Origin of the sequence: Hymenobacter artigasi (genome assembly GCF_012275535.1) — a bacterium.
GTDB classification, from domain to species: Bacteria; Bacteroidota; Bacteroidia; order Cytophagales; family Hymenobacteraceae; genus Hymenobacter; species Hymenobacter artigasi.
This window is the reverse complement of record NZ_JAAVTK010000001.1, coordinates 757,794-783,825: the sequence shown is the minus strand read 5'-3', so window position 1 is coordinate 783,825 and position 26,032 is coordinate 757,794. Positions and strand designations below refer to the sequence as shown.

The 26,032-nt window shown below is 62.4% G+C and carries 20 protein-coding genes; 12 read left to right on the top strand and 8 right to left on the bottom strand.

Going from position 1 to position 26,032, the window contains the following annotated elements; translation table 11 throughout:
• Positions 1-52 precede the first annotated feature (52 nt).
• The 4 genes from HBN54_RS03145 to HBN54_RS03130 all read left to right on the top strand — a co-directional run bounded on the left by HBN54_RS03145 (position 53) and on the right by HBN54_RS03130 (position 6,409).
• On the top strand, positions 53-607 hold the full coding sequence (locus tag HBN54_RS03145; RefSeq protein ID WP_168671668.1) for an RNA polymerase sigma factor: 555 nt from the start codon (positions 53-55) through the stop codon (positions 605-607).
• A complete protein-coding gene (locus tag HBN54_RS03140) occupies positions 604-2,355 on the top strand; it encodes a hypothetical protein (RefSeq protein ID WP_168671667.1) in 1,752 nt (583 codons plus the stop codon). Before HBN54_RS03145 ends, HBN54_RS03140 begins: the two co-directional genes overlap by 4 nt.
• Positions 2,356-2,503: 148 nt before the next feature.
• Positions 2,504-5,305: a DUF7619 domain-containing protein gene (locus HBN54_RS03135; protein WP_168671666.1), complete on the top strand. Its 2,802-nt coding sequence runs from the start codon at positions 2,504-2,506 to the stop codon at positions 5,303-5,305.
• A gap of 285 nt (positions 5,306-5,590) precedes the next feature.
• Complete coding sequence (locus HBN54_RS03130) at positions 5,591-6,409, top strand: porin family protein (RefSeq protein WP_235955352.1); 819 nt, start codon at positions 5,591-5,593, stop codon at positions 6,407-6,409.
• A gap of 227 nt (positions 6,410-6,636) precedes the next feature.
• Here the strand turns inward: HBN54_RS03130 and HBN54_RS03125 are convergent, their stop codons facing one another.
• Positions 6,637-8,691 carry a vWA domain-containing protein gene (locus HBN54_RS03125; protein ID WP_168671665.1) on the bottom strand — a complete coding sequence of 685 codons (2,055 nt, stop codon included), beginning with the start codon at positions 8,689-8,691 and terminating at the stop codon, positions 6,637-6,639.
• A gap of 238 nt (positions 8,692-8,929) precedes the next feature.
• On the opposite strand from HBN54_RS03125, the gene HBN54_RS03120 reads away from it, so the two are divergent.
• Positions 8,930-9,628 (top strand): RNA polymerase sigma factor, encoded by a 699-nt coding sequence (locus tag HBN54_RS03120; RefSeq protein WP_168671664.1) that lies wholly within the window; start codon positions 8,930-8,932, stop codon positions 9,626-9,628.
• The gene (locus HBN54_RS03115) at positions 9,615-10,781 is read left to right on the top strand and encodes an energy transducer TonB (protein WP_168671663.1); all 1,167 of its coding nucleotides are present in this window, start codon (positions 9,615-9,617) and stop codon (positions 10,779-10,781) included. The genes HBN54_RS03120 and HBN54_RS03115 overlap by 14 nt, the downstream gene beginning before the upstream one ends.
• 216 nt (positions 10,782-10,997) lie before the next feature.
• Here the strand turns inward: HBN54_RS03115 and HBN54_RS03110 are convergent, their stop codons facing one another.
• The gene (locus tag HBN54_RS03110; protein ID WP_168671662.1) at positions 10,998-12,086 is read right to left on the bottom strand and encodes a proline iminopeptidase-family hydrolase; all 1,089 of its coding nucleotides are present in this window, start codon (positions 12,084-12,086) and stop codon (positions 10,998-11,000) included.
• Positions 12,087-12,343: 257 nt separating this feature from the next.
• Positions 12,344-12,727 (bottom strand): dodecin family protein, encoded by a 384-nt coding sequence (locus HBN54_RS03105; protein ID WP_168671661.1) that lies wholly within the window; start codon positions 12,725-12,727, stop codon positions 12,344-12,346.
• 198 nt (positions 12,728-12,925) lie between these two features.
• Here HBN54_RS03105 and fumC point away from each other — a divergent pair, with 198 nt between their 5' ends.
• The 6 genes from fumC (at position 12,926) to HBN54_RS03075 (ending at position 17,182) form a co-directional block, all read left to right on the top strand.
• A complete protein-coding gene (fumC, locus tag HBN54_RS03100) occupies positions 12,926-14,326 on the top strand; it encodes a class II fumarate hydratase (protein ID WP_168671660.1) in 1,401 nt (466 codons plus the stop codon).
• 161 nt (positions 14,327-14,487) lie between these two features.
• Complete coding sequence (locus HBN54_RS03095) at positions 14,488-15,081, top strand: GNAT family N-acetyltransferase (RefSeq protein WP_168671659.1); 594 nt, start codon at positions 14,488-14,490, stop codon at positions 15,079-15,081.
• Positions 15,074-15,481: a diacylglycerol kinase family protein gene (locus tag HBN54_RS03090; protein WP_317170161.1), complete on the top strand. Its 408-nt coding sequence runs from the start codon at positions 15,074-15,076 to the stop codon at positions 15,479-15,481. The genes HBN54_RS03095 and HBN54_RS03090 overlap by 8 nt, the downstream gene beginning before the upstream one ends.
• A gap of 89 nt (positions 15,482-15,570) precedes the next feature.
• On the top strand, positions 15,571-16,029 hold the full coding sequence (locus tag HBN54_RS03085; protein WP_168671658.1) for a DUF6970 domain-containing protein: 459 nt from the start codon (positions 15,571-15,573) through the stop codon (positions 16,027-16,029).
• Between the two features lie 106 nt (positions 16,030-16,135).
• Positions 16,136-16,627 carry a DinB family protein gene (locus HBN54_RS03080; RefSeq protein ID WP_168671657.1) on the top strand — a complete coding sequence of 164 codons (492 nt, stop codon included), beginning with the start codon at positions 16,136-16,138 and terminating at the stop codon, positions 16,625-16,627.
• 30 nt (positions 16,628-16,657) lie between these two features.
• A complete protein-coding gene (locus tag HBN54_RS03075) occupies positions 16,658-17,182 on the top strand; it encodes a gluconokinase (RefSeq protein ID WP_168671656.1) in 525 nt (174 codons plus the stop codon).
• Positions 17,183-17,505: 323 nt separating this feature from the next.
• Here the strand turns inward: HBN54_RS03075 and HBN54_RS03070 are convergent, their stop codons facing one another.
• The 5 genes from HBN54_RS03070 to HBN54_RS03050 form a co-directional block, all read right to left on the bottom strand.
• Entirely contained in the window at positions 17,506-18,345 is an 840-nt protein-coding gene (locus HBN54_RS03070) for a DUF4382 domain-containing protein (RefSeq protein ID WP_168671655.1), read from the bottom strand.
• A gap of 262 nt (positions 18,346-18,607) precedes the next feature.
• Positions 18,608-20,152, bottom strand: a complete 1,545-nt coding sequence (locus HBN54_RS03065; protein ID WP_168671654.1) for a TolC family protein — start codon at positions 20,150-20,152, stop codon at positions 18,608-18,610.
• A 221-nt stretch (positions 20,153-20,373) separates the two neighbouring features.
• Positions 20,374-21,735, bottom strand: a complete 1,362-nt coding sequence (locus HBN54_RS03060) for an HlyD family secretion protein (RefSeq protein ID WP_168671653.1) — start codon at positions 21,733-21,735, stop codon at positions 20,374-20,376.
• On the bottom strand, positions 21,728-22,741 hold the full coding sequence (locus HBN54_RS03055; RefSeq protein ID WP_168671652.1) for an ABC transporter ATP-binding protein: 1,014 nt from the start codon (positions 22,739-22,741) through the stop codon (positions 21,728-21,730). Before HBN54_RS03055 ends, HBN54_RS03060 begins: the two co-directional genes overlap by 8 nt.
• Before the next feature lie 230 nt (positions 22,742-22,971).
• Complete coding sequence (locus tag HBN54_RS03050) at positions 22,972-26,001, bottom strand: AsmA family protein (protein ID WP_168671651.1); 3,030 nt, start codon at positions 25,999-26,001, stop codon at positions 22,972-22,974.
• Positions 26,002-26,032: the final 31 nt, after the last annotated feature.

Here is a 26,032-nt window from a genome sequence, read left to right as displayed (position 1 = left end):
TAACTTGTCTGCCGGGCAGCACCCGTCCGGGCTGCGCTGCTTTCCCGATGTAATGCCCCTTTCTACCGAACTGGACGCACTTCTTGCTGCCTGCCGCCGCCGCGAACCAGCGGCGCAGCGGGCGCTCTACGTCCGCTACGCCGGCCGGATGCTGGGCGTGGCGCGCCGCTACGTGCGCTCGGTGGCCGAGGCCGAGGACGTGTTGCAGGATGCCTTCGTGAAGATATTTACCCATCTGGGCGAGTTCCGGGCCGAGGGCTCGCTGGAGGGCTGGGTGCGGCGCATTGTGGTGACTACGGCCCTCAACCACTGGCAGAGCGGGCAGCACCGCCGCCAGCAGTTGCTGCTGGATGACGTGCCCGAACCCTTCGCGCCCGATGCCGACGCCTTCGACCGCCTGGGCGTGGCCGAAGTGCTGGCCCTGATGGAACAGCTACCCGACGGCTGCCGCATGGTCCTCAACCTCTACGCCGTGGACGGCTACACGCACGGCGAAATCGCGGAGCTGCTGGGCATTCAGGAGAGCACCTCCAAAGCCCAGCTCAGCAAGGCCCGCAAACAACTCACGCTGCTGCACCAGCGGCAAGCCAACTACTTACGACTATGATACCCGAATCGGAAGAAAACCGCCTCGATGAGTCTTTGCGCAGCAAATTCGATGATTTCGAGCTCCCGCCGGGCGCACCGGTGTGGGCCGGCATCGAGCAGCGACTGCCCCCGCCGCCCCGGCTGCGCTCGCGCCGCCGGCCGGTGCTGGTGCCGCTGCTATTCGTTCTAACCGCCTTCCTAGCTGGGCTGGGCGGCTGGCTGCTGCCGCATGGGCCGGCCGCTTCGGTAGCGACGAATCAAACGCGCAATATTGCCACAAATACCCAGCAGCCGGAACGCCGGAGCGCGGAAGCGGCAGCTTCTGAGCGGCAAAGCCCGCGCCAGGCCACCGGAAGGGTCGATTCCGGGCAGCAAAACATTGTTCGGAGCGCCGAAATAGCTAAATCAGACCAGCAAAGCTTGCTCCAGAACCTAGGACTAGCTGTTTCGGCTCGGAAAAGCGCTTTCCGCAATGCCGAAATTGCTGAATCGACCCAAGCTAATCTGGCCATAAAGCCACCTGTAGATAGCAGTGCTACTGTTGCCTCAACAGAAACAGCAGCGGCTCAGGTGCTGGCCGGCGCTTCACAGAGCACTGCCACAGCTTCTTCCGCCGCCGAAACCTTCCCCCCCACCCTGCGCCCCCTCGCAGCCCTGGAACGCCAGACGCTGGAGCAGCTGCCAAGCCTCAGCACCCTCGCGCCCGGCGCGCTGCCGGCCGACAGCCGCGCCGCGCTGCTGAACAACCTGCGCCATGAGCGGGCCGAGCTCTTCCGCCTCCAGCGCCGCACCGACAGCCTGCTGCTGGCCCTCGGCGACCTGCCCGGCGCGGCACCGGCCGCCCCCGCCGTGGCCGCCGCCGCGCCCGATACGGCCCGCCCGCGCCCGCTGGCCCACCGCTGGAGCGTCATGCTCGCGGCCGCGCCCGAGCAGAATACCCTCACCCTGCAAGGCCCCGAAAACGACTCGCTCACGGCCCTGCGCCGCAACCACGAAACCGGCCGTGCCGGCCTCAGCGCCGCCCTCACGGCCGAGTACCGGCTCACGCCCCGCCTGAGCGTGGGCGGTGGCGTGGGCTACACCGCCTTCGGGGCCGACCTGCGCATCACCAACAAAACCACCGACGTGCGGGTGGCCTACAACACCACGACCACCACCAGCACCAACGTTTTCACGTCGAGCTACCAGACGCATTCCATCCGCATTATCCAGGTGCCGCAGCTCTCGCCCATCTTCAACGGCAGCGGCCAGGTTATTCGCTACGATACGGTGTATGTGCCGCGCCAGGACACGGTGTTCACCACCACCGTGCAGCACGATACCATCCGCAGCACCAACCACGTCACCACGCCCACCATCATCAAAAAAGAAACCCTCACCACTAAGCTGCTGCAGCCCAACTACCGCTTCTTCACGGTGCCGGTGCTGCTGCGCTACCGCCTGGCCACGCCCGGCACTAGCCGCCTCTGGACCGATGTGGCCGTGGGCGCGCAGCTCCAGTTTTTCCTGGGCGGCACGCAGGTGGTGACGAATGATGGCGAGAACTTCCGCACCGAGAAGATAACCGCCGGCACTGGCCCCTTCCGCGCCCTCAACGTGGCCCTGGCCGGCTCGCTGGCCCTGAACTACGCCCTCACGCCCCGCCTGAGCGTGAGCGTAGCCCCAAGTATGCGCTGGCAGGCTCTCTCGCTGTACAAGCCCGAAACGGGGTTGCGCCAGCAGGCTACTTCCACGGGGGTCATGTTCGGAGTGCGGTTCGGGCTGTAAGTTCTTCTGATGGGGCCGGCAGCCTTCTCGGGGCGGCGCTGGTCTGGGCTTTTGAAACCGAAATAGCCTGCGGCCCGGCCGGCGCGGGAAATGGTTTTCTGCTGCGCGGCTACGCTTCTGGCTTTTCCTTCTTTTCTCTCTTATGCCAATGAAAATGCTACGCCATTGCTACCTGTTGGTGCTTTTTCTGTTCGTGGCCGGCCTGGGGTCGGCGCGGGCGCAGTCGTTTGCTTGGGCAAAGGTGGCCCGCGTCGCAAGTGATACGTCGAGTACTTCCGGTGCGGTTAAAAGCGCCACCGACTTGAACGGCAATACCTACGTCTATGGAATGTACCAGGACAGCGTGACAGTAGGCAGCACCACCTTCAAATCTTCTGGGACGATGTCAGCGATTATCATCAAATATGACTCGACTGGCACCGTACTCTGGGCAAAAAATCTGAACGGAATCTTTGTTACTTCGATTGCAGCCGATAATGGCGCAGGTGGTGTCTTCACAACGGGAGAACAGTTTCCATCGACTGGCGCGGTTACCTGGGATGGTGCACCTTTCCCGTCGAGCACCTCTTCGTCGTTCTACGCCAAATGCTCGGCCTCCGGGGCGTTGCAATGGGCCCAACCATTACCAATTAATACCGGCGGCAGCGTGGTAGCCGCCGACGCGGGCAATGCCTACCTGCAGAGCTTTACATACACAAACGTAACAGTAGGCGGGGTGTCGGTAAACGCCAATTCGCATTACATTCTCAAAATCAACAGTGGAGGCACCACACAATGGGTGCAAACATTACATTTAGGCGCGGGCAATGGTTTCTATTTCGGCGGCATCAGGTTGGGCGCGAAGCCGGGGGGGGGCTTTTTGCTAAGCATCTCTATTTCGGCGGGTGCCACCCTGTTACTAGGGCCCGGCACAGGCACGCCCTTGCTCACATCTGCGGCAACGAATGATGAGCTGCTCATCAATTTTGACGCTTCCGGCACGCCGCTGTGGACCATTGTGATGGGTGCCTGGAGTCGAAGCGCCACTACGGGAGCAATCGTCGCCGATGCCATGGGCAACTGCTACGTTACTGGGTATGCCCCCAACGGGATTCAAGTGGGTAGCGTCGCGTTGGGACCCAGCTATTTCCTGGCCAAATTCAATGCCTCTGGAACCATGCTGTGGGCCCGTGGGGAACAACAGGGCACAACTGGCCTCTACAACGGGAGCTTCATCTTGGTGGCAAATAGCCAGGGAGTGACCGCCTTGGTAGTGGTTCAAAATCCGATTAATAACCCGGTCACACTGGGTCCTCTGACCCTGCGTTCGTACTCCAACATCGTGCATTACTCGCCCCAGGGAGATGAGCAATGGGCGGTGTCCGATTCGCGGACTGACTACGGTACGTCGGCTCCAATTTCTGGCTTTTACACGATTCGCGGCCTAGGAATCGATTCGCGGGGTAACCTATATACAGCAGGTGCCCCTGGAACGCGACTATACCGCGCCGGCACAGTAGGCAATCCGCCGGTTCTGCAGTTGGGAACGCAGACGACGGTGGGGCGAGGCATCGTGGTTTGCCGCATCAATGCATCCGCTAATACCTTACGTGGGCAGGTCTACCTGGACCAGAACGGCAACGGCCAGCAAGATGCCTCGGAGCAAATGTTTCCGCGGCCCCTCACCGGCATCCTGACCCAAGGCGGCGCAACCAGCTATTCTGCCGTGGGTGCCGATGGCGTGCTACAGGCTTATGCCGTTGCGGGCGCTTACACCTTGAGCCTGGGCTCTTTGCTGCACTACACGGTGACGCAGCCCAGCAATGGAAGTTATGCAGGCGCTTTCAGCGGCAACAACCAACTGATAGCCAGCCAAAATTTTGGACTGGCTCCCATTGCCAACCAAGCCGATATCCGCGCCACCCTCACGCCCTACGGCGCGGCGCGGCCGGGCTTCACCACCCGCTACCGCCTCACGGTAGAGAATGTGGGCACCACCACCGTGGCCAGCGGCACGGCCACGATGACGCTTGATAGCCGCATGGCCTACATCAGCAGCACGCCCAACGGCAGCCGTGCGGGCCAGACCGTGACGTGGACCTACGCCAACCTGGCCCCGCTTGCCCGCCGCGAGTTCGACGTACTGTTCAGCCTGCCCACCAACACGCCACTGGGCACGCAGCTTAGCAGCACGGCCAGCGCGCCGCTGGCGGCCGACCTCGTGCCCGACGACAATACCGCCGCCGCCACCCAGGCCGTGACCAGCTCCTTCGACCCCAACGACATCACCGTGAACTACCAGCGCCTCACCCCGGCCCAGGTGGCGGCTCAGCTGCCGCTCGACTACACCATCCGCTTCCAGAATATGGGCACCGACACGGCCTTCACCGTGGTTATTACCGACACGCTGGACTTTCGCAAGCTGAACGTGGCCAGCCTGATGCTGGTGGCCCAGTCGCACAACTGCATCTGGAGCCTGAGCGGCACCGGCCGGCTTACGGTACGCTTCCTCAACATCAACCTGCCCTACCGCAACCAGGACATCATTCGCTCGCAGGGCTTCGTGCGCTTCCGGGTGCAGCCGCGCACCACGCTGACCGTGGGCGAAATCATCCCCAACCACGCCAGCATCGTGTTCGACTACAACGAGCCCGTCATCACCAATACGGCCACTACCACGGTAGCCCAGCCCACCGCCGCCCTGGCCCGCCACGACGCCCCCGCCTGGACCGCCTACCCAAATCCCGCCACCGACGCCATCAGCCTGGATGCCGACCTGGCTACCGCCGGCAAAGTCGCCATCGAGCTGCTCGACGTGCTGGGCCGGCCCCTGCGCCGGCAGCTGCTCACGGCGCCCGCCGGCCCACTCCGCCAGCTGGTCGACCTGCACGGCTTGGCCGCCGGGGTGTACCTGCTGCGCCTCACGCCGCCCAACGGCCCGGCCACCAGCCGCCGCGTGGTGATTCACTAGCTTTCCCTTCTTTTTCCACTTTTCAGCTCCCAGGCCGGGCCGCTCACTTGAGTGGTCCGGCTTTTTGCTTTTTTAGAATGTCCGTTTTGGTCGATTTCGTGCGGCCGTTAATCCGGGATTTGGCGGCTTTGGTCTGCTGCGCCGAAAACCGGGACGCGAACGGGGAGCTTCTGCGAATCGATTTGGCACGGTTTTGCAATGTATCCCTGCATCGGCCCAGTAGCCGGGCCGGTAGTCCGGCCCCGAGCGGTCGGTTTCTTTCACTCGTTTCAACCAATGCTGGTTATGAAAATTTCACGCCTCTCAGGCGGCCTGGCCGCGGCTTGCCTATTGATTTCGGCCACCTGTTCTACCGCTTCGGCCCAGGGGGCCCGCGATGCCTACGGCAACCCCAAGGCGGCGCCCTCGCCCCGCCCCATGGGCTCGCCCACCACGCGCCGCGCTCCCAGCTACGCCAAGCAGCCCACGTATTCTGCTCCCAGCGCCACCACTTCCGGCGTGCGCTTCGGCTTCCGGGCCGGCCTGAACGTGGCTGATTTGCAGGGCGATGCCGTGCAGAGCTTCACCACCCTGGCCGGCTACGCCCCCGACGGGTCCATCAGCAAGCAGCTGCGCCCCGGCTTCTACGCCGGCCTGTACGCCACGCTGCCCATCGGCCCCGGCTTCGCCATTGAGCCCGGCATTACCTACGCCGAAAAAGGCGTGGTGCTCCGGGGCACGCTGCCCTTCCCGGCCCTCGATTTCCTGAACGCCAATGTGACCGGCACGGCCCGCCTCGCCTACATCGATGTGCCGGTGCTGGCCAAGGTATTCATCACGCCGGGCTTCTACCTCTACGCCGGCCCGCAGGCCTCGTTCCTGGTCAGCGGCAAGGCCCGGGTAGATGCCAGCGTGCTGGGCTTCTCGGCCTACAAGCAGGATTTCGACGTGTCGGACCAGTTGCGCAAGGTTGATTTCGCCGCCGTGGCCGGCCTGGGCTACCAGTTCGATAACGGCTTCGGCCTGAGCGCCGGCTACGATTACGGCCTCACCTCGCTCGACGCCAACAACCGCTTCCAGGCCTACAACCGCGTGGCCAAAGTCGGCCTCAACTACTCCTTCTAAAGCGGATTATCCGCCATTATATCCCTCGATTCTTCGTTGCCGATTTAGTCGTCATTATCCGAGATATGTTATTGAAAAGGCCCCTTCGTTGCAACGGAGGGGCCTTTCTGATTTGTAAAATACCGTCTGTCATCCTGAGCGCAGCGAAGGACCTTATCACGTTGTGAACAAACTCTCCTAACCTGATAAGGTCCTTCGCTGCGCTCAGGATGACAGACGGTGTTCTGCTACCGCACGCCTACGCTGCCGCTGCCGCTCAGGCCCTGGGCCAGGCGCACGAAGCGCACGAACTCGGCGCGGTAGCCGTCGGTGTCCTGGCCCCGGGCGCCGTCGGCCAGCTGCTCGGTAGCGGCCCAGGTGGCGGTGCCGCGCTGCTCGCTCTGGCGCAGCAGCATGCCGAACTGCGCCACGGCGGCGGCAAAGCGGAAGTCGGGCGAGGCTTTTTCGATGGCCAGCGCGGTGCCGGCCAGCGGCTGGGCCAGGAGCTTGCTGGTATTGCCCTGCGGCTCTTTGTAGCGCAGCTTCACGGTCAGCACATCGTTGGTGAGGAACTGCTGCATGGTGGCGGTGGTGGGCTGGTATTTGAGGTCGTCAATCAGCGGTTGCGAAGCGCCCACGGGCACTATTTCGTAGAGAGCCGTGACGGTGTGGCCCGCGCCCAGCTCGCCGGCATCCTTGCGGTCGTTGTTGAAATCCTCGGCGGCCAGCAGGCGGTTTTCGTAGCCCACGAGGCGGTAGCTGGCCACGCGGGCGGGGTTGAATTCGATTTGCAGCTTCACGTCCTTGGCCACGGTGAAGAGCGTGCCGCCAAACTGCGCCACCAGCACCCGGCCGGCCTCGTCGAGGTTGTCGAGGTAGGCGTAGTTGCCATTTCCCTTATCGGCCAGGGTTTCCATGCGGCTGTCGCGCAGGTTGCCGCGCCCACAGCCCAGCACCGTGAGGAATACGCTGCTTTCGCGCTGGTCCACAATCAATTGCTCCATGGCAGCGTCCGAGCTTTCGCCCACGTTGAAGTCGCCATCAGTAGCCAGAATCACGCGGTTGTTGCCTTCTTTCTGAAAGTTTTGCCGGGCCGTGGAGTAGGCCAGCCGCAGGCCCGCGCCGCCAGCCGTGGAACCGCCCGACTGCAGCCGGTCCAGCGCATCGAGAATAAGCTGGGGCTGGTTGCCGGGCGTGGGGGGCAGCACCAGGCCGGCCGCGCCGGCGTAGGCCACCAGCGCCACATGGTCCTGGGGCCGCAACTGCTTTACCAGCAGCTTCAGGCCGGCTTTCACCAGCGGCAGCTTATCCTCCGAAAACATCGAGCCCGAGACATCGACGAGGAAAACCAGGTTGGCGGGCGGCAGCTTGGCGGTTTCAATTTTGCGGGCCTGAATACCGATGCGGGCCAGCTGGTGGCCGGCGTTCCAGGGGCAGGCAGCCAGTTCGGTGCTGATGCGCACGGGGTCGGGCGAAGTGGCGGCCGGCGCGGCGTAATCGTAGCGGAAGTAGTTCAGCATTTCCTCCACCCGCACGGCATCGCGCGGGGGCAGCTGGCCTTCGTTCAGGAAGCGGCGCACGTTGCTGTACGAAGCATTGTCCACGTCGAGCGCGAAGGTGCTAAACGGGTCTTTTTTGGCGCTGAAAAACGCGTTTTCCGTGATGTGGGCGTAGGTATCGCCGGCACCGGCTTCGTCCTGGGCGGGCAGGGTGGGCAGGGGCGGGGCGTAGTTGCTGTCGGCCAGCGTTTCGTATTCGGCCATTGCAGGAGCCCCCAGCCTATCAGCACGCTTGGCTTTGTGCGGGCTGGCTGCTCCCCGAATCATCACACCCGACGCTTTGCCCGCCAGTCCGTTCACGGTGGCCGGCGCCACGGTTGCAACGGAGTAACTCACGTTCTGGCGCTTCTGCTCAATGCCCTGGGCCGTTACCACCACTTCGCTCAGCTGCTTGTTGTCGGCCCGCAGGCGCAGGTTGAGGGTATGCAGCTTGCCTACGGGCCGCTCCACGGGCAGGTAGCCGATGGAGTTGAACAGCAGCACGGCCCGCGCCGCGCCCGGCACCAGCAGGGAGTAGCGGCCCTGCGCGTCGGTGCTGGTGCCCAGGCTGGTGCCTTTGATGAGTACCGTGACGCCAGGCAGCGGGCCGTGGCTGGCCTGGTCGGTCACCACACCGGACACGACCCAGTTTCTGGTCGTGTTTTCCGGGGCCGGGTGGGTGGCTTTGAGCGGGGTTGTCGATTGGGCGGTGGCGGGCGGGGCCAGCAGCCCGGCGAGGAGCGGCAGCAGCAACAGGTTTCTCATGGCATCGGCGTTAGGAGTGAAGTATGCTCAGTCGATGCCTGGGTTTGGGAAATTGCACAACGTGGCTGAAAAATTAATTTCTGGTTTTCAGAACGTCATGCCGAGCGCAGCCGAGGCATCTCGCGTGTAGTAGTAATCCAATCGTTGTAGGGTGACTGATTAGTGGTGACCCGCGAGATGCCTCGGCTGCGCTCGGCATGACGTTCTGAAAACCAGAAACCAGTAACTTCCCGGCCCGATGTTCTTCCGCCGCTCCTTGCCACCCGCCGCCGCCGCGCCACTCTCCGACCAGGAGCTGCTGGCCCGCTACCGCGCGCACGGCGACGTGGCCGACCTCGGCCAGCTCTACGACCGGTACCTGCCCGAGGCCTTTGCCGTGTGCCGCCGCTACCTCGCCCCGCCCGACGAAGATGCCCAGGACGCCGCCATGCAGCTTTTCGAGCATCTGGTGAAGGTTCTGCGCACCCATGCGCCCGAGAACTTCCCGGCCTGGCTGCACACCACGGCCCGCAACCACTGCCTTATGCAGCTGCGCGCCCGCAAGCGCGCCGGCCCCAGCGCCGGGCCGCTCGTGCTCAGCTTCCCCGATGCGGCCGATGTGGAATTGGCCGCCGCCCGGCATCTGCCCGATGAGCAGGTGGCCGCCGAAGACGCCGAAACCGCCGAGCTGCGCCTGCAAAGCATTGAGGCGGCCCTGGCCGAGCTGCCCCCGGCCCAGCGCCGCTGCCTCGAATTATTTTACCTCGAAAAGAAAAGCTACCGCGAAATCGCCACTGAAACCGGCCTCGAACTAAACCTGGTGCGCAGCCATTTGCAAAACGGCAAGCGCATGCTGCGCCGCCAGCTGGAACCGCCGCCCACGCCCGCCAAAACGGCCATTTCCCGCTCCCCGTATCCCGCTCCCGACGCCAACAACCCGCTCCATGCCACCCGCTGATTCGCCCTTTGCCCGCCTGCCCGCCCCCGGCCCCCACCCGGCCCCGGCGGAGCTGCGCGCCTACGCGGCCGGCACCCTACCCCCCGCCGAGGAGCACCGCCTGGAGGCCCACACGCTGGACTGCGAGCGCTGCGCCGACCTGCTGACGGGCTTTTCGATGAGCGACCCGGCCACCACCGACCAGGCCGTGGCCGAGCTGCGCACCCGCCTGCAAGCCCGCATCGGAACCGGGGAGCCGGTACCCGTGGCCGGCGGCTGGGCGTGGCCCCGCATTGCGGCAACCGCAGCCGTACTGGGCATAGTAGCCGGCGGCATCTGGACCTGGGAGCAGCACGAAACCATTCCGCCCGCAGCCACGGCCCGCCTCGAAACGGCAGCCACTGCGCCCCCGGCCGCCCCGGCTGCCCGCCCGAATCCCACGCCGGAGCCGATGGCACCGGCCCCGACTACTGCGCCCGCAACGGAAGTAGCGGCAGCCTCCATACCGCCACCGCCAACCAGTAAAACCACTGACTACGCGGCCGTTAGGCCATCCCGCTCGCAGCGGCGGGCACTGCTGGGCCAGCCAGCCAGCCGGGCGATGAACGCAGCCGGTACCGACGCCATGATGATGGCCGACGAAGCTTCGGCCCCGGAAGCAGAAGCCAAAGCCGCCGCATCCGTAGCCGCCGCCCCAGTCGGTTACACGGCCGAAACCGCTTCTACGCTGGCTGAAACGACCTCGGCCGACACGCTGGCCAATGCCAAAGCAGCCCGAACCAGCCGGACACTCGCTGCCAAAGCCAAAACCATGGCCGCCAATCAATTGACGGGCAATACCGCCGGTGCAAGCGTGATTAACACGCCCATGCCGGCTACTCCAACCTTCCAGCCCGCGCCGGTGGGCGGCACGCCGGCCCTGCGCAGCTACCTGCACCGCGAGGCCGCCGCGTTCGAGCCCGAGGAGGGCGAGCGACCACTCAATGGCACGGTGCGCCTCCGGTTTATGGTAGGGGCCGATGGTAAAATCAGCAACTTGAAAGTGGTCGGCAGCCTGCGGGCAGACTATGACAATGAGGCCTTGCGCATGGTATGCGAGGGCCCAACCTGGCAGCCGGGCATTGCCGGCGGCCGCCGCGCCGACCTACCTATGGAGCTGGCAATCACGTTTTAGAGCGGTTTCCGGGTTTATGTACAGCTTATGAGGCCAGCAAGCAGTAGCGCGAACTTTGTAGTTCGCGTCCCCGCGCCGTTAGAACTACGCTGACGGCGCGGGGACGCGAACTGCAAAGTTCGCGCTACGTGTACACGAATCTGAAAACCGCTCTAATTATCTGTGCAGCAGTTGCCCCGGTCCGACTGCCTGGGGCCGTCGGACCGGGGCAACTGGCTACAGGGCCGCGCCGGGCTGCACGGTGCCGGCATCCGCCGCTTTCAGGAACTTGACGAGGCCGGTGAAATAAGTTTGCTGGTCGTCGTACATGCTCATATGGCTGCCTTGGGGGCAGATGAGGGAGTTGCCCTTTTGCACCTTGGTGGCAATCATGCGCATATGCTCGGGGTCCATGGTGTCGTACTTGCCGCCGATGCTGAGCACGGGTACGGTGAGCTTGGGCAGGTCGGGAACGCGGTTCCAGTTCAGGAGCTTGCCGGACACCCCGAATTCGCTGGGCCCCTGCATGGTAACGTAGAGCGACCGGTTCATTTTGCTGAACGAGCGGTTCACCGGCTCGGGCCATTGGTCGAGCGGAATGCGGCAAATGTGCTCAACGTAGAAGTTGGGCAGCAGCAGCTCCATGTAGCGCGGGTTTTCGAAGTCCTTTTTGGCTTCAAGCTTGCGAATTTCGGCCAGCACTTCCGGCTTCATCTGCTTGGCCAGCACGTTGTCGGCATATTTGCCGTAGTCCGGGATACTCATCATCATATTCGAGATGATGAGGCCTTTCATGTTTTGCTGGTATTTGAAGGCGTATTCGGCGGCCAGAATGCCGCCCCAGGAGTGGCCCAACAGGTAGAAATTGGTCTTGTCAAGCTTCAGGGCCTGGCGCACCTGCTCTACTTCCTCCACGTAGCGCGGCAGGCTCCACATGGACGTATCCTTGGGATTGTCGGAATTGCCGCAGCCCAGCTGGTCGTAATAAATGAATTCGATGCCTTCCTTCGGCAGGAAGTTTTCGAAGCACTCGAAATACTCGTGCGTAGCCCCCGGCCCGCCGTTCAACAGCAGGACCTTGATTTTGGGATTGTTGCCAAACTGCTTGGTCCAGACCTTGAACGTGCCCTTGGGCGTCGTTATCGGAATCATCCGCACGTTGCCGTCCTGCACGCCGGTTTCGGGGTTTTGGAAGTAGCCGGTCAGCGTGGGGCCCGTGGCCGGGTCGATGGGCGAATCGGTGGTGGGGGCCGACTGGCAGGCGGCCAGCAGCGTGGCGGCAGCCAGCGCCAGCAGGGCGGGGCGGAGGGCGAACGGCAGCTTCATTTTCAGCAAAAACTGGGGATGAGTGAATGAGCCAACAAGCTACCACTCGTTTAGCCAAGTCGCCGGCTACCCGTTGCCAATAGCCCCTGCGCATCACCTGCCGTTCCCGGCTGCCGCCACGCTGCTGGCCGCCAGCAGCAGCAGGACAAGGTGGCCAACTACCCGGCTGCTGCCCCGGAGTGGCATTTGAACCGGCATCCGGAACGCCGTGCAGCAGCGCTGCTGCACGGCGTTCCGGATGCCAGCCAATAGCCCGGCTAGCCGCTGTAGCCGCCGCCGCTGGCGGGCTCGGTGGCGCTGCCGTTTTCGGGCTCGGTGGGGGTGGGCAGGTCGGGCTCGGTTTGCAGGTCGAGGTGGCTGTAGTCGGGCGCGCCGTTGCCGGCGGGCTGGGGCATTTCGTCGAAGGTGCGCTCAATGTCCGTCATGTCGAACTCTTCCACGGGCGTGCCGAAGCTCACTTTGGCCGTGATGCGGTATTCCACAATGCGGTTGTCGCGCACCTTGCAGCTCTGGTCCTTCACGTAGATGGAGGTGATGTTGGGCACCGAGCTGCTCAGGGTTTGTACGGCGCGCTGGAGGGCATCTTCGAAGCTCTTCTCGGACGAGGCCAGGATTTCAATAACTTGTTTGATGGAGGACATTCTTTCTTAATATGAAAATGAGAAGATGTGAAAAGGGGAGAATACTCTGCCGTTTTCCCGGTGGGTGTACGCTGGCAACAGCTTTTCAGCCATTCGGGGCGCAGTAAGCGGTGGGTTTCCAGTGTGGTGTACTTTTGCAAACTGTTGACACCGAATTCTGCACTTCTTCACATTCCCCCATTTTCACATTAAGAAAAAATGGCTTTCCGCACCGAAAAGGATACCATGGGCACCGTTCAGGTGCCTGCTACCGCCTACTGGGGCGCCCAAACCCAGCGCAGCATCGAGAATTTTCCCATCGCTCAGGACATCAACCGGATGCCCAAGGAAATTATCGCCGCCTTCGCCTACCTCAAGAAAGCGGCCGCCCTCACTAACCGCGACGCCGGCATCCTCTCGGCCGAGAAAGCTGAGCTGATTGGCAAAGTGGCCGACGAAATCCTGGCCGGCAAGCTCGCCGATTCGTTTCCGCTGGTGGTGTGGCAAACCGGCTCGGGCACGCAGTCCAACATGAACGTGAACGAGGTGATTGCCTACCGTGGCCACGTGCTGAACGGCGGCCAGCTCACCGACGAAAAAAAGGCCCTGGCCCCCAACGACGACGTGAACAAGAGCCAGAGCTCGAACGACACGTTCCCGACGGCCATGCACATCGCGGCCTACAAAATCCTGACTGAGCTGACTATTCCAGGCATCGAGAAGCTGCGCGACGCGCTAAAAGCCAAGTCGAAGGAGTTCATGCACATCGTCAAAATCGGCCGCACCCACTTCATGGATGCCACGCCGCTCACGCTGGGCCAGGAGTTTTCGGGCTACGTGTCGCAACTCGACCACGGCCTGCGCGCCATCAAGAACACGCTGGCGCATTTGAGCGAGCTGGCCTTGGGCGGCACCGCCGTGGGCACGGGCATCAACACGCCCAAGGGCTACTCCGAGAACGTGGCCAAGCACATTGCCGACCTCACCGGCCTGCCCTTCGTCACGGCCGAAAACAAGTTTGAGGCCCTGGCCGCCCACGATGCCATCGTGGAAGCCCACGGTGCCCTCAAAACCCTGGCCGTGAGCCTGATGAAAATCGCCAACGACATTCGCATGCTCAGCTCCGGCCCCCGCGCCGGCATCGGCGAAATCGACATCCCGGATAACGAGCCCGGCTCCAGCATCATGCCTGGCAAGGTGAACCCCACCCAGTGCGAGGCCATGACGATGGTGGCGGCCCAGGTAATGGGCAACGACGTGGCCATCACCGTAGGCGGCTCGATGGGCCATTTTGAGCTCAACGTGTTCAAGCCGGTGATGATTTACAACTTCCTGCATTCGGCCCGCCTCATCGGCGACGTGTGCGTGAGCTTCACCGATAAGTGCGCCGTGGGCATCACCGCCATCCTGCCCAATATCAAGAAGCACGTCGATTCGTCGCTGATGCTCGTGACGGCCCTCAACCCGCACATCGGCTACTACAAAGCCGCCGAAATTGCCCAGACGGCCCACAAAAACGGCTCGACGCTGAAGGAAACCGCCATCAAGCTCGGCTATGTGACCGCCGCCGAGTTCGACGAGTGGATGAAGCCCGAGGAAATGGTGGGCGAAATCAAGTAGCCGAAAACCGTTTGTCATCTTGAGCCTGCGAAGAACCTTATCACGGTAGCACGAAGCGCAGCAATCAATTTATTCACTGCTAATTGTTTGGCCGTGATAAGGTCCTTCGCAGGCTCAGGATGACAAACGGTTTTCGGCCACCAATCAACAACTCGATTCCCATGGATTTCTCTGCTCAAGTAGTTCTCGAAAACAACCGCGTTCGGCTGCGCCCGCTTGAGCTCACCGATTTCGAAGCCCTCAAAGCCGTCGCTTTTGATGCCGACATCTGGAAGTACACCCTCACGCGGGGCGACGATGCCGTGAGCCTGGCCGCTTACCTGCGCCAGGCCGTGGAAGCCCGCGAGCAGGGCCTGCGCTACCCCTTCGCCATCATCGACCGCGAAACCGGCGAGCTGGCCGGCAGCACCAGCTACTACAGCGTAGTGGAGGGCGACCAGCGCCTGAGCATCGGCTACACCTGGGTGGGCACCAAGTTCCAGCGCTCGGGCCTGAACCGGGCCTGCAAGCACCTGCTGCTCAGCTACGCGTTCGACACGCTGGGCTGCGAGCGGGTGGAGCTGGAAACGGACTCGCGCAACGATAAATCGCGCACAGCCATGGCCCGCATGGGCGCTACCGAGGAGGGCACCTTGCGCAGCCACCGCCTCACGCAGGGCGGCGTGCGGCGCGATACGGTCATTTTCAGCATTATCCGGCCTGAGTGGTCGGGCCTGCGCACGACTGTTTTCAACGATTTCGACATCCGTGGCTGAGCTTAACGCACCGGCTTCGAACCAGCTGCGCCCCCCCGAAGGGCTGTGGCGGCGGCGCGTGGCCAGCTTCGGCCACGCCGGGCGCGGCGTGTGGAGCGCGCTGCGCTCCGAAGTGCATCTGCGGTTTCACGCGCTGGCTACCGTGGTGGCTATCGGGCTGGGGTTTTACTGCGGCATCACGCGCCTGGAATGGGCGCTGGTGGCCATTTCGGTGGCCAGCGTGTGGGCCGCCGAGCTGGTGAATACCGCCATCGAAGCCCTCACCGATTTAGTTTCGCCTGCCTACCATCCGCTGGCTGGCAAGGCCAAGGACGTGGCCGCCGGCGCGGTGCTGCTGGCCGCGCTGGGGGCGCTGGTGGTGGGGGCGCTGGTGTTCGGGCCTCACTTTTTTAATGCCTGATTACGGGCCGCAGCTCAACTATTGGCCGCGCCGGGCGTACCCATAGCAGCCCCCGCCTGGGGGCCTGCCCCGCTTCTTTTTTAAATCCTATGCGCTTGCTCTCTTTTGCTGCCGCTTTGCTTCTCACGTCAGCCTGCGCCCACCAGCAGGTGAGCGTGACCACGCCCACCACGCCGCCGGCCAGCGGCAGCGTATCGGGCACCGACACGCCCGCCCCCACCAGTGCCAACACAGTGGACCCCGTGAGCCGCTACGTGCCCGAATCGGACACCACTGCCCGCCCGCAGTGGCTGAAGGCGCGCATTGCCGCCGTGCTGGCTGAGCGCAAGCGCAACCCCATCACCCGCATTCTGCGCTACCAGTACGAGGGCAAAACCGTGTACTACCAGTCGGCCCCGTGCTGCGACCAGTACTCGCAGGTCTTCGATACGAAAGGCAAGCTCATCTGCCAGCCCGATGGCGGCATCACCGGCAAGGGCGACGGCAAATGCCCCGATTTCGAAAAAAACAAATCCAACGAAAAAGTGGTCTGGCAAGACCCACGGTAGAGTTAGGAGTTAAGAGTTGAGAGTTAAGAGTTAGGAGTTGTCGGTTGGACAAGTCGTGACTTCAACTCACAACTCTTAACTCCTAACTTTTAACTCTTAACTCATTATGATTAACACGATTGCCAAGCTCGGCGCTTTCAACGTCTGGGCCAATGAAACCCTGCTGCGCCGCCTCGATTCATCCGTAGCCGCCGGCCAGGAGGCTCCCCAGCCGGCCCTGCGCATCTTCAGCCACCTTATCAATGCCCAGGCCATCTGGATTGCCCGCCTCTCCGGCACCCCAAGCCCGCTGAAAGTGTGGCAGGAGCACGACCTGGCCGGCCTGCACCACTGGCACGAGCAAACGTCGGCCCGCTTCGCGCAGCTGTGCGAGACCACTGACGAGGCCGAGCTGACCCGCCACATTCAGTACACCAACTCGCAGGGCGACGCCTTCGACTCGCAGGTGAGCGACATCCTGACCCACGCCGTGATGCACGCCACCTACCACCGCGGCCAGGTGGCCACCAAAATGCGCGAAGGCGGCCTGGAGCCCGTCAATTCCGACTTTATCACCTACTGCCGCGAAATGAGCGGGCAGGTGCAGCCGCAGCTGTAAGCTTTCCTCTTTTCACCTTAATCTTTGGGTATGGTCTGCATCATCATGGGCGTTTCGGGCTGCGGCAAAACCACGGTGGGCCAGGAGCTGGCACCGCCGTTCGGGCTACCGTTCTACGATGCCGACGACTTCCACCCGGCCGCCAACATCGATAAGATGAGCCACAATATCCCGCTCACCGACGACGACCGGCGCGGCTGGCTGGCTACCCTGGCCACCAACCTGGGCCAGTGGGAAGCCACCGGCGGGGCCATCCTGGCCTGCTCGGCCCTGAAGGAAAGCTACCGCACCACCCTGCAAAGCGGCGTGAGTAGCCCCATCCACTGGGTGTTTCTGGACGGCCCCCGCGAGCTGCTGCTCGAACGCATGGGCGGCCGCAAAGGCCACTACATGCACCCCGAAATGCTCGACTCGCAACTGGCCACGCTGGAGCGCCCGGCCTATGCCCTAAAACTGTCCATCACAGCCACGCCGGAGCAGCTGGTGCAGCAGATTGTGGCCGCGAAACAGCAGGATGCCGCTTTCGGCACCAAGCCGGCAGTTCAGCCGGCATAGCCACAATACCTTTAGGACTTACGCACGCTCAGCCCCGCAGGGGCAGCATATCGGTAGTAACTAGCTGATGTTGAACAAGAAGCCCCGTAGGGGCGACACTCGGCGAATCGCCTGGCGAGTGTCGCCCCTACGGGGCTTTAGAGTCGCATTATCCCTCGGTTACTATCGATATGTCGCCCCTACGGGGCTGGGAGTGCGTAAGTCCTAACCTTCATTATAACGAATAAAAGAGGCGGCCCCATGGGGCCGCCTCTTTTGGTTTAGCCGACTACAAAATCCGTGAACCGAAGGTCGGCGTAGCCAAATCCGCTAAAATCAGTGGTCTAGTTGAGGCTGGTCGTACCCAGCGTCGTTACCTGGTCGTTCACCACCGTTACGCCGGTACGCACCACGTTGCGGTAGGCTGCCTGGCCCGTGGGAGCCGTGGTGCTGGGGAAATATTCGACGCGGTAGGTACCCGATGGCAAGCCGCCAATCTGGTAGGCACCCGAGACATCGGCCGAAGTGCTTACCGTATCGGGGCCAAGGATGGTGCTGCGGATGGCCAGAATCTGGGGGCGGGCCGCCGCCGGGCTCACCGTGCCACTGATGCCGCCGCGCAGGTCCTGCGCAACTACCCGAATAACGGGCTTGAGTAGGTAACGCTCTTTTTTGTCGTTGCCGGGCTTCCAGCCACCGCGCTCCACTACGGATTTGGCCACGTCGAAATCGAGCAGCAGCTGAAAGGTTTCGCGGGTTTTCAGGGTGGCTTTGTCTAGTTTCAGCTTCACGCCCGAGGTCTGGCCGCTGGGCGTTTTCAGGTCGTACTGCTGGCCGTCGCGGCCTATCACGTAGCTATTGGGCCCCAGAATGAGTCGGATTTCCTTAAGGTCGCCGGGGGCGAAATCGTCGCTCACCAGCAGGGCCGAGCGGCCGTTCACGTAGTCGAGCACGTTAATAACCTGCGGGCTGAAGCCGAGGGTTTTCCAGCCGTCCGGGTTGCCCTCATCCTTGAGGTGCACTTCCACCTGACGCACGTCGAGCACCACGCTCTGAAAGTCGCCCGGGGCATCCGTCAGCCGCACTTCCAGCTTGGCGGTATCAGCGTTTTCGGAAGTTTTTGAGCAACCGGCTAGGCCCAGCAGGGCGGCGCAGGCAAACGGCAGGAGACCGGAGTATTTCATACGTCTATCGGTTGGTTTATTATTGGATTAATTCAATTAACTGACTAACACCGAGGTTAGCGCAGCGCATACTTCAATAATACGACCAAAGTTTCGTCGTCCTGCTTATCAGGCTCACTCACTACTCTTTACCACCTGATGCCCGATACCTGAAAAGCCTGTCAGCACCCTACGGGCAGCCGGACAGGCTAATTGCCCAGTCCCAACAAAAACCGTAAAACCAATAATTCGGCCCTGGATGGCGTGCGTGCCCACCGCCGACCTACCGGGCCGCCGCCAGCGACTGCATGCCGGCGTAGTAGTACAGCTCGGCCCGCGACTTCTCGTAGCTGGCCCGTAGGCTTTCCTGCTTAATGCGCAGGTCGATAAGCTTGGTTTCGCGGGCGTTGATGAGGAAGATGGTACTTTCGCCCAACTCAAACTTTTGCAGCTCTGCTTGCAATAAAAGGCGCTGGTTGGCAATGGTTTGGGCCTGCAGGGCCAGCTGGCGCTCGTAGGCCCGCAGGGTATTGAACACGGTGTTGACCTGCGTGACGATGGTGCGCTGGCTCTGCTGACGCTCCAGGGCCACTTCCTTCACCTGAATGCGGGTGTATTGCAGCTTGCCACGCTCGGCCCGCAGAAACAGCGGGAAGGCAAAATCGACGCCCACCTTGTAGTTGTCGCGGCCGAAATTGTAGGCGGCGGGCACTTCCGACTGGTAAAAATTGCCCTGGCTCAGCAGCACGCCGCTCACGTTGAGCTTGGGCTTCAGCATTTCGCGCCGGTATCGCTCCTCAATGCCCAGCTGGCTGATTTTGGCTTCGAGCTTGCGCAGCGTGGGGTGCTGGGCGGCGGCAAAATCGGCGAGGCGGGCCAGCTCGGCGCGGCTCACACTGTCGAGCGATGGTACCTGGGGAATGGCGTAAGCGGGCAGCTCGGCGGGCTGGCCGGCGGGCGTCCAGAGGTGGTTGGAGAGGATGAGGCGGGCGTTTTGCAGGTCTACGCGCAGCTGCTCGGCCTGCACCTGGCGGTCCTGCACGGTAATCTGGGCCTCTACCGAATCGATGGGGGCCTGGTCGCCAATCTGGGCGCGGCGGGCGGTGCCCCGGAAGCGCCGGTCGGCCAGCGCCACGCCTTCCTCAATAAGGGCGGCCTGCCGGAAGGTGTAGTACCAGTTCCAGTAGTCTTTGGCGGCCTGCAGCCACACTTCGTTTATCTGCTTCACGCGCTCGGCTTCGGCAGCGCCTTGCAGCACACGAGCTTGGCGCAGGGTGCTGCGGCGGGCGTCAATCAGCAGCCCCGCCCCGATAGGCACCGATAGGCCGATACCAGCTAAGCCTTGGCCGGAAGTGCGGCTTTCGGGGTTTACGTAGGTGCCCACGTAACGGTCGTAACTGGCTTTCAGGTCGATGCCGCCGGGCCAGAGCGGGATTTTCAACTCATTGCCCCAGTTGTTGTAGTAGTCGGTGCCACCAAACTGCTTGCGGTGGAAATCGGCCCCCAGCTTGGGGTCGAAGCCGCCCCGGGCCTGCAATACCTGGCTGCGGGCCTCATCGCTGAGCAGGGCTGCCTGCTTCACGATGGGGTGGTTGGCAAATACCAAATCGGCCAGGTTTTGGAGCGAGAATACCCGCGCCGTGTCGCCGGGCGCAGCGATGCTCAGCTGCGTAGTTTGCAGGGGCGCTTTTTCCAGCCCCGCACGGCGTTCGGGCAGGGTAGGGGTTTGGGCGAAGGCCGGGGTGGTGCAGGCGGCCAGTAGCAGCCAAAGCAGCCAGTGGCGGCAGCGTTGGGGGTGGAGAAGCTTATTGGATATGATGGATAACATCTTGATTTATAGAAATTCTTATTGCGCGACCGGTTCACCTCACCCCCTAGCCCCCTCTCCCGTGGAGAGGGGGAACTAGTATTAGTTTCTAAACTATTAGCGTTCAAAACAACTAGGCTAATGCTAGAAACTAGTCCCCCCTCTCCGCGGGAGAGGGGGCTAGGGGCCGTGCCCGGTAGGGGTGAGGTGAACGCCAAGCCGGCTTTGCCAGTCGAACACCCCTACTTCGCTTTCACCGGCGTCACGTCGGGCTCGGTGTCCAGCGTAGGGGGGAAGCCGTTGAGCTGCCGCCAGACTTCGTACCATACGGGCACCGAATCGAGAATGACCCAGCCCTGCACGCCCGAACCCAGGCGCAGCTGGCGCGGCCAGCGCTTGTCGCCGGCCTGGGGCTGGGCGGGGCGCACCAGCAGGCGGTACTTGCCGCCGCCGCTGCTCACCACGTCAATCACCGACACGAAGCCGCCGAACGTGCCCACCGCTGCCGAGGGCCAGCCCGAAAACTGAATGGCCGGCCAGCCATCGAACTGCAGCCGCACCTGCCGCCCGCGCTGAATGAGCGGCACATCCATGGCCCGCACGTACATCTCGGCCGCCAGCAGCGGCGCTTCGGGCTGCAGCGTGGCAATAGATTCGCCCTCCTTAATGGTTTCGCCGATGCCGGCCTTGAGGGCCCGCACGATGTAGCCCGTTTGGGGGGCGCGCACCACGTAGAGGCCGCGCCGGACCATTACGTTGCCGATTTTGTTGCGTAGCGCGGCTACTTCGCCCTCCGAGCTGGCCTGGCTCGATACGGCCGAGCTGCGGTCCGACATGGTTTTGGCCAGGTCCTGGCCGTACTTGGCGCGCAGGTTCGACAGCTCGATGCGGGCGTTGGCCAGACTCTGCTGGCTGCTGGCCAGCTTGTTGCGCTGGGCCGTCACCTTGGCCAGGTCTTCCTGAAGCTTCAGGCGGCGGGTTTCGATATCGGTGAGCGAGAACAGGCCGTTTTTGTAGCCGTCCTCATAGCGAACCAGGCGGGCCTGGCTGGTCTGGTAAAAGTTCTGCACGGCCACGAGGTCGGCGCGGTCGCTGGCCAAGGTGTTTTCGGCCTGCTCCACGCGGTTGCGGGCCGATGAGAGCTGCACCTCCAGGGTGGTGCGCAGGGCGGCCAGCTGCTGGTTGGTGGCATCAATTTTGGCGGCGTTGGCGGCCACGTTGCCGCGCTTGGCGGCCAGCTGCTCGCTCAGACGCTCGGGCAGGTTGGGGTCGAAATATTCGTCCTTGATTTCGGAGATGGTGAGCAGCGTGTCGCCCTTGCGCACCAGCTGGCCCTCGCGCACGTTCCAGTGCTCGATGCGGCCGGCAATCTGGTTCTGCACATTCTGGGGGCGGTCCTGCGGGGTGAGGGCCGTGAGCGAGCCCGCGCCGTAAATCGTCTGCCGCCAGGGTAGAAACAGCGCAATCAGAAACAGGATGCCCACCACCAGCAGAATGCGGCTCAGCCGGCGGCTGCCATTGGTACGCAGCAGCTCGGGGCGCGACTGCCGGGGCACCTTTTCCCACACTTCTTCGGGTACGTGCTGGTTTGAAAGATTAAGCATGACCGATAGGAGCGTGTTTAAGGTCGAGGGGCAGGTCGGTGACGGCCGCCATTTTTTCCACCCCCGTCAGAATATCGAAAATGGTGCCCACGCCCGTCATCAGCTTCTCAATCGAGCCGCTGATTTGGACGATGAGGACCTCGGCGGCCACAAACTGGCCCAGCGTCATCTGGCGCGACACCACAAACAGCGTGCCCGCCACCAGCAGCCCCGCCGTGAGCACCGTGCGCAGGGCCGTAGCGTAGCCGTAGTACGTTTTCAGTACCTGGAAGTGGGCATTACGAGCGTGCAGGTAGCTGGCGGTCAGCTCGTCGGCCCGGGTCAGGGCCTCGTCTTGCTGGGCGTGGCTGGCGCGCACCTCGGGCAGGCGGCCGGCCACTTGCTCCAGCCAGTCCACCAGCTCGTATTTGTAGGCCGATTCGGCAATGCTGGTGCGCAGCGCGCCCCGGTAGTTCAGGGCATAAATAAGGATGAGGGCGATGATGGTGAACAGGCCCAGGGCAATGAAAATGGGATGATAGAACGCCAGCACCAGCGCCCCAAACAGGATTTGCATGCCCGCAAACATCAGGTCAATCAGCAGCTTGGTGAGGCCCTTCTGCACCGTGAGCACGTCGAAAAAACGGTTCACCAGCTCCTGCGGGTTCTGGCCTTCCAGGGCTTCAGGCTTGATGCGCGGCAGGCGGTAGGCAAACTCAATGGCCGCCTTGGCAAACAGGCGCTGCTCAATGGCTTCCACCATCGTGAGCTGCCCGATAAGCAGCACGCTGGCCAGCAGCACCCCGCCCACCACCACGGCAATAAGCAGGTAAGTCGAGCCGAACACGGCCCCCGTCGAAACTAGGTTGAAAACGGCCTGCGTGCCCAGCGGCAGCGACAGGCTGACGATGCCCGCCACCACGGCGTACCAAATGATGTGGCGAATCGTATTGCGCTCGGTGTCGAGCATCCGCATCAGCCGTTGCCACGGCGTGGGCGGCGGAAAAGCACCAGCATGTGAAGCCATTAAAAGGGGTGAAAAAGTGAAAGTACGTGCGCGCAGCCCGGAGACTGGGCCTGCAAAATTCACCCCTTAAATGAGCGTTTCAATATCTTTGTTATGGATTTTCGCTGAATTAACGCCCTTTTAACCAGTCATTAATGCCGCTTTAATTTCGCCTCCCGCCCTTCACCGCGCACAAAAAAGCCGCCTCACAATCACTGCGAGGCGGCTTTTTTGTGTGTATTCCAACCACCTTATTTCTTGGTGGTATCGGCGGGCTCCACCGGCTTGGGCTTGGGCTTCGGCTTGTTGAACAGGCTGTTGAAGCCCTTCGACAATTGCTCCTTGGCTTTGTTGGCCGCGTCGATGCGCTGCTGCTGCTTGTCCTTGGCGGCCTGGGCGGCGGCCTCCTCAGGCGTCTGGCCGGCGCGGCGCACGCTGTCTTCCTTGCTCACGACGCGGGGCTTGTTGAGGCCCAGTAGGTCGAGGGCTTTTTGCTTGGCCACGTTCTGCACCAGCGCTTTGCCCTGGTCCTTCATGCTGCCGCTGGTCAGCTTCACCACCGGGCTGCTCACGGTGCCGCCAATGTTGAGGCCCAGCGTCACGCGGTCGGTGCCCTGAATGTTGCTCACGCCCGTGAGCTTGGTGAGCTGGCTGTTCATGGCCGAGCCCAGCTTGCCGGTGGGCACGTTCAGGGCCGTGACGTAGGAAAGCACACCCGCCAGGCTGTTCGAGCCGCCGATGTTCATCTTCACGTCGCCGATGGTCAGGTCGAAGGGTTGCACCACCAGGTTGCCATCCACGATGTTGGCCTGGATTTTCTTGTCCACCACCAGCAGGGTTTTCAGCTCGGGCAGGGTGGTCAGACTGGCAATTTTGGTCATCACCTCCGATTGGTTGATGGCGGCCCGCACCACGTCGAAAACGCCCTTGCCCGTGAGCGTGGCCAGGTTCGGGAACATATCCGGCCCCATCTCGCCGCTCACGTTGAACGTGGTGCCGAAGATGCCCTCCACCTGGCTGGCCAGCGGCACCAGCGTCTTGATGGTGTTGAAGGCCGAAAACGCTTTCTGAAAGCTCAGGTTATTGATTTTCAGGCCGAAGTCGAATTTCGGGTGTGCCAAATCCTTGCTGCTATAGCTACCCGTAGTACCAAAGCTGCCCCCCAACGTATTAAACGTGAGGTTTTTGAGCGTTGCCGTCTGGTCTTTCACCGTCACAATGCCTTTGGCGTCGGTCAGCTTCAGGTTGTCGTAGGTCACGTTATCGACGTGGCTGTTCAGCACCAAATCGAAGAATTTCGGAATCTGCAGCACGCCGTTGGCCTTGGCCGGGGCCGCGCCGCCGGTGGCCGTGGGCTTGGCCGATACCTCGTCCACCATCCACTCGTTCACGTTAAAATTGCGCGAGTTCACCGTCAGGTTGCCCTTCAGCGACTGCCCCGGCGTGAACAAGTAGCCCAGGTAGTTGCTGATGGTACCCGACGCCGCGAAATCGGAGCTGCCGGCCACGCCGTTCACGCCTTGCAGGGCAATCTGGTTGTTGTTGAAGGTAGCCGTGCCGCTGCTGATTTTCACGCCCTGCGGCAGGTCCTTGCTCTTGTAGGTCACGTTGCTGGCCCGCACCGTGCCGCTGGCCACCACGTTCTGATAGCGGCCGGCGTCCACATCGGCCATGTTGCCCTTGGCGGCAATGTCGCCGGCCACGCGGCCCGTCACGGTCATGCCCTTCAATGGGAAAATCTTCGTGATTTTGGTCAAATCCACCGTGCCGCGCACGTTGGCGTCAAACACCGGCTTGTCGATGTTGTGCGCGCTCAGGCGGCCTTCCAGCGGCTCGCCCTCCAGCACCATCTTAAACTGCGGCAGGTTTATCTGGGTATCGTTCACCTGGCCCGTGGTGTTCACCACCGTACCGCTCAGGTTAATGTTCTCAATCGGGGCCGGAAACTGGGCCGATTTCACGTAGCCATTGGCCAGCCGAATGGCTGCGTTCACCACCGGCATCTGCGTTTTCGAGTAGATGCCCTTGGCCGTGCCGTCCACGAAAAACTGCCCGCGCATGGCCAAATCCTTCACCGGATACACTTTTAGGGCCTCCTGCAGGTTCACGTTGGCCTTCACGCGGCCGTCCACCTTCATTGGGTTCAGGCCATCAATGGCCATGTTGCCATCAATCGGGTCGGGGCCGAGGTCGAGGTGAAACTTCGGGATGTTGACTTTCACATCGTTGGTCACGCCCGTGGGGTTGTCCACCTTCATGGTCAGGTTGATGTTTTTGGCCGCCTGGGGCAGTTCCGGGTACTTGAACTGGCCATTGGTCACGGTTAGGTTCACGCCGTAGCCCGGTAGGTGGTCGGCATTCTGCACGCCCTTGGCAAAGCCGTCAAACGCCACTTTGCCGCTGGTTTCAATGTTCTTAAACTTGTCGGTATAAGCGCCCGGCACCAGGCTGAGCAGGGTTTTGAAATCCGTTTCCAGCGCTTTGAAGGTGATGTCGTAGGTAATGTCCGTGGCATTGGGCAGGCCAATAGCCCCCGCGAAGCTGAACGGGAAGTCGTTGAGCTTAAATTTATTATCCTTGAACGTGTACAGGCTCTTGTTCAGGTCCATGTTCAGGGTCACGTCGGCGTCCAGCTTCTTATCCGTCACGTACGCCACGTTGTTGTAGCTCATGTCGAGGTCGGTGGCGGTGGTCTGCGAAGTCATGTCGAACACGTTGCTGGCGAAGTCGCCGCTGCCGGTGTGGTTCACGCCCCGGGCCTCCATGCGGAAAGGCAGGGTCAGGTCCTCGTAGCGCAGGTGGCCATCGGTCAGCTTCCACTTCTTAATGGCCAGGCTCACCTGGCTGGTATCCTGGCCTTTGGCGGCGGCAGCCGAATCCGAAATCATGATATCCCAGTTGGCCAGGCCGCTTTTCAGGCGGCGCAGGCTCAGGTCGGGCTGCTCCAGCTCCACGTTGTTAATCTTGATTTCCTGGCCCTTGATAACGGTCATAATGTCGAGGCCCACGCGCAGGCTGGGCAGGTAGGCCAGCGTATCGCGGCTGAACGAGTCGAGCCCAATGATGCGCAGGTTCTTGATATCCAGCGTCAAATCCGGAAAGGAGTGGAGCACGCTCACGTCAATATCGGCCGGGTTGTAGAGCACCTTGGCCCGCACGCGCTGCGCAATCTGCTTATCGGCCACGGCCCGCAGCTTGTCTTTAAACAGAAACGGAGCGGCAATGGCCGCCACCACCAGCACGACAACCAAGGCCAGCAACCCCAACAAAATCTTTCGCATAGCAAGTCCTTTTAGATGAATGAATCCCAAC